Consider the following 3,482-nt stretch of genomic DNA (forward strand, 5'->3'; position numbering starts at 1 on the left):
GGCCGCCTGGTCACGCCCGCGCTGATCGACTGCCACACGCACCTGGTCTTCGGCGGCGACCGCGCGCGCGAGTTCGAGATGCGCCTGCAGGGCGCCAGCTACGAGGAGATCGCGCGGGCAGGGGGCGGCATCCTGTCCACCGTCACAGCAACCCGCGCGGCGACCGAGGATGAGCTGGTCGCATCGGCGCTGCCGCGCCTGGACGCGCTGCTGGCCGAGGGCGCGGCCACCGTCGAGGTCAAGTCGGGCTACGGGCTGACCATCGCGAACGAATTGAAGATGCTGCGCGCCGCCCGCCGCCTTACGGCTGAGCGTCCCGTGCGGATCGTCACAAGCTGGCTTGCCGCCCATGCCGTGCCGCCGGAATACAAGGACCGCCCCGACGCCTACCTGGACGAGGTCGCCATCCCCGGCCTGCGGCAGGCCCATGCCGAGGGGCTGGTCGATGCCGTGGACGGCTTCTGCGAGGGCATCGCCTTTTCCGTCGCGCAGATGGCGCGGCTGTTCGACGTGGCCGCCGAGCTTGGCCTGCCCGTCAAGCTGCATGCCGAGCAGCTGTCGCATCTGGGCGGCAGCAGGCTGGTGGCCGGGCGGGGCGGGCTGTCCGCCGATCACGTTGAATATGCCGATGCCGATGACGCCACCGCCCTGGCGCAGGCCGGAACCGTGGCGACCCTGCTGCCCGGCGCCTTCTATGCGCTGCGCGAGACGCAGATGCCGCCGATGGCCGCCTTCCGCCAGGCGGGCACCACCCTTGCCCTGGCGACCGACTGCAATCCGGGCACCTCGCCGCTGACCTCGCTGCTGCTGGCGATGAACATGGGCGCGACGCTGTTCCGCCTGACGCCCGAGGAAGCCTTGCGCGGCGTCACCGCCAACGCCGCCCGCGCCCTGGGGCTTGCCGACCGAGGGCGGCTTGAGCCCGGCCTGCGCGCCGACCTTGCCGTCTGGAACGTCGCCCATCCGGCCGAACTGACCTACCGGATCGGCTTCAACCCGCTTCACCGCCGCTATTTCGAGGGCAAACCATGCTGACCCTGACCCCCGGCGCCGCCACGCTGGCGCAATTGGAAACCATCTGGCGCGAGGGGCTGGCGGTGCGTCTGGACGCCGCCGCGCGGCCCGCCATCGAAGCTTCGGCCGCCCGTATCGAGGCGGCGGCTGCAGGGGGCGCGGCGGTCTATGGCGTCAACACCGGCTTCGGCAAGCTCGCCTCGGTCCGCATCGCGCCCGAGGACACCGCGACGCTGCAGCGCAACCTGATCCTGTCGCATTGCTGCGGCGTAGGCGACCCGCTGGACCAAGCGGCGGTGCGGCTGATGATGGCGTTGAAGCTTCTGTCGCTGGGACGCGGTGCTTCGGGCGTCCGGCCCGTCATCGTCGAACTGATCGAGGCGATGCTGGCCCGCGGCGTGACCCCGGTGATCCCCGAACAGGGCAGCGTCGGCGCCTCGGGCGACCTCGCGCCGCTGGCGCACATGGCCGCCGTGATGATCGGCCATGGCGAGGCCTTCGTCGGCGGCGAACGCCTGCCCGGCGCCGAGGCGCTGGCGCGGGCGGGGCTGGCCCCCGTGACACTGGGCGCCAAGGAAGGGCTGGCGCTGATCAACGGCACCCAGTTCTCGACCGCGCTGGGGCTGATCGGGCTGTTCCGCGCGATGGCCTGCGCGCGGGCGGCAGTCGTGACGGCCGCGATGTCCACCGACGCCATCATGGGCTCGACCGCGCCGACGCGGGCCGAGATCCACACTCTGCGCGGCCACCAGGGCCAGATCGAGGTCGCCGCCGCCATCCGCGCCCTGCTGGAGGGCAGCGCCATCCGCGAAAGCCACCGCGAGGGCGACACCCGGGTGCAGGACCCTTATTGCATCCGCTGCCAGCCGCAGGTGACGGGTGCGGCGCTGGACGTGCTGCGCTTTGCCGCCTGCACCCTGCTGATCGAAGCCAACGCCGTCACCGACAACCCGCTGGTGCTGTCGGACGGCTCGATTGTCTCGGGCGGCAACTTCCATGCCGAGCCCGTGGCCTTCGCCGCCGACCAGATCGCGCTGGCCGTGGCCGAGATCGGGTCCATCGCGCAGCGCCGGATCGCGCTGATGGTGGACCCGGCGCTGAACTTCAACCTGCCGCCGTTCCTGACGCCCGCGCCGGGGCTGAACAGCGGGCTGATGATCGCCGAGGTCACCACCGCCGCGCTGATGAGCGAGAACAAGCACCTCGCCAACCCCTGCTCGGTGGACTCGACGCCCACCTCGGCCAACCAGGAGGACCACGTCAGCATGGCCGCCCACGGCGCACGCCGCTTGGGGCTGATGACCCGCAACCTGGCCGTGATCCTGGGGGTCGAGGCAATCTGCGCCGCGCAGGGGATCGAGTTCCGCGCGCCGCTGGCCACCTCGGCGCCGCTGTCGCGCGTGCTGGCGGCCCTGCGCGCCCGCGTGCCCGCCATGGGCGAGGACCGCTATCTCGCCCCCGACCTGCTGGCCGCGCAGGAGCTGGTCGAGGACGGCACCCTGGCCGCCGCGGCGGGCGTGGAGATCGCCGCATGAGCCTTGCGCCCGATCCCGTCGAGGTCGTCCGCGGCGACAGCCCCGTCATCCTGGGCCTGCCCCACACCGGAACATGGCTGCCCGACGACATCCTTGCCCGCCTGAACGAGCGCGGCCGGACACTGGCCGACACCGACTGGCACATCCATGAGCTTTACGCCGGGCTTCTGCCCGGGGCGACGACGGTGCGGGCGACCTTCCACCGCTATGTCATCGACGCGAACCGGGGTCCCGAGGATGAAAGCCTTTATCCCGGCCAGAACACCACTGGGCTGGTGCCCGTCACGGACTTCGACGGCCAGCCGATCTGGACCGAGCCGCCCACGCCCGACGATGTGGCCGACCGGCTGGCCCGCTTCCACGCGCCCTATCACGCGGCGCTGTCGGCCGAGATCGAGCGCGTGCGGACAAAGCACGGTGTCGCGATCCTGTACGACTGCCACTCGATCCGCTCGACGATCCCCTTCCTGTTCGAGGGCGTGCTGCCCGACTTCAACATCGGCACCGCAAACGGGCCGTCCTGCGCGCCGGCCATCGAGGCCGCCGCACAGGAGGCCGCTGCCGCGACCGGCCGCCCTTGGGTGGTGAACGGCCGCTTCCGGGGCGGATGGACGACGCGCCATTATGGCCGCCCGGAAACCGGCGTCCACGCGATCCAGATGGAACTGGCGCAGTCCACCCATCTGGCGGCCGAGGCCCCGCCCTTCGAGCTCGACCTCGCCAAGGCAGCAGCCATGCGCAAGACTTTGGGCGAGATCCTCGCCCGACTCGAGGCGCTGGCGCCGGAGCTTGCGCCATGAAGATGCCTAAAAGGTCGCGCATGTGCGAGGGCTCCTCGGAGATCCAGCGCAACATCATCGCGGGCCAGCTGCTTTCCTGAAAGGACCGGACATGAACAACCCCCGTCACAACATCCGCGACGTCTTCCCCCCG

General features: G+C 71.3%; 3 protein-coding genes. All 3 read left to right on the plus strand.

The genetic code is table 11. From position 1 onward, the window contains the following. Nucleotides 1–1,035, plus strand: a 1,035-nt coding sequence (gene hutI, locus BLQ03_RS17425; protein WP_139166806.1) for an imidazolonepropionase, incomplete at its 5' end; no start/stop codon positions are given. Continuing rightward, nucleotides 1,029–2,549: a histidine ammonia-lyase gene (gene hutH, locus BLQ03_RS17430; RefSeq protein WP_090757559.1), complete on the plus strand. Its 1,521-nt coding sequence runs from the start codon at nucleotides 1,029–1,031 to the stop codon at nucleotides 2,547–2,549. The genes hutI and hutH, both read left to right, overlap by 7 nt. Beyond that, nucleotides 2,546–3,349: an N-formylglutamate deformylase gene (gene hutG / locus BLQ03_RS17435; protein ID WP_090757560.1), complete on the plus strand. Its 804-nt coding sequence runs from the start codon at nucleotides 2,546–2,548 to the stop codon at nucleotides 3,347–3,349. Before hutH ends, hutG begins: the two co-directional genes overlap by 4 nt. Nucleotides 3,350–3,482: the final 133 nt, after the last annotated feature.

Origin of the sequence: Paracoccus chinensis, from assembly GCF_900102885.1 — a bacterium.
Lineage (GTDB): Bacteria > Pseudomonadota > Alphaproteobacteria > Rhodobacterales > Rhodobacteraceae > Paracoccus > Paracoccus chinensis.

Bases quoted from the DNA above. Each gene is read 5' to 3' on its own strand.
- hutH (WP_090757559.1), top strand. From the start codon at position 1,029: ATGCTGACCCTGACCCCCGGCGCCGCCACGCTGGCGCAATTGGAAACC.
- hutG (WP_090757560.1), top strand. From the start codon at position 2,546: ATGAGCCTTGCGCCCGATCCCGTCGAGGTCGTCCGCGGCGACAGCCCC.